Source organism: Pseudoroseomonas cervicalis ATCC 49957 (assembly GCF_000164635.1).
In the GTDB taxonomy this organism is placed as follows: Bacteria; Pseudomonadota; Alphaproteobacteria; order Acetobacterales; family Acetobacteraceae; genus Pseudoroseomonas; species Pseudoroseomonas cervicalis.
Map to the genome: position 1 here is coordinate 1 of NZ_GG771121.1, position 833 is coordinate 833.

Consider the following 833-nt stretch of genomic DNA (forward strand, 5'->3'; position numbering starts at 1 on the left):
GGCGCGCCGAACCAGGGGGATTCCTCGCCGCGCAGGGCGACGGCGCGCAGGCGCCGGCCCTCGCGCAGCGCCTGGCGGGCGCAGAGCAGCCCGGCCACCACCCCCGCCGCGCCGTCGAAATTGCCGCCCTGCGGCACCGAATCCATGTGGCTGCCGCAGGCGGGGGCAGGGGCCTCGCCCAGGCCGGGCGGCTGCATCCAGAGATTGCCGGCGGCGTCTGGCCAGGCCTCCAGCCCCTCGGCCCGGGCGATCCCGGCCAGGACGTCCAGGCAGGCGCCTTCCGCCGCGCCATAGGCCGGGCGGGTCACCCCCTCCCCATCCGCCGAGAGCTGGCGGAACAGCGCCAGGAGATGCGCGGCCAGGGCAGCGTCGGAAGCGGGAGCGGGCATGGAAGAATCCGTCATATCGGAAAAATCCATTTTGCTGGACGGTGCCGCCCTGTCAACGCGGCGGGGGCGGAAAGTGCCTCAGCTGGCGAGCAAAGCCCGCAGGCGCCGCGCCGCCGCCTCGCCCTTCAGCGCGCCCTGCCAGAGGCGCTGGGCCAGGTCGCGATACAGGGCGACGGTCGCCGGCTCGGCGCTCAGCGTCGCGATGCCGGCGGTGACATTGGGGTATTCGCCGAGGCGGAAGGGGCTGACGGCGACGCGGTCCGGCCCGCCACCCAGCAGCACCTCGAAGGTCTGGCTGGGCGGCACCGCCTCCAGCAGGCCGATCTGCACGCCGATCGGCGGCGCCTCCACCCGGGCGGCGATGGCGGCCACCTCCTCGCGCGCCCAGGCGCGGCGCTCGGCCAGGGCGGCGGCGGGCAGGTCGTCGCGGCCGGTCAGGCCGGT

At 76.0% G+C, this 833-nt stretch carries 2 pseudogenes; both read right to left on the minus strand.

What is annotated here, in order from left to right:
• Positions 1-389 (minus strand): annotated as a pseudogene (locus HMPREF0731_RS22095) (Zn-dependent hydrolase); the annotation flags it as partial.
• A gap of 78 nt (positions 390-467) precedes the next feature.
• Positions 468-833, minus strand: a pseudogene (locus HMPREF0731_RS22100) (hypothetical protein); the annotation flags it as partial.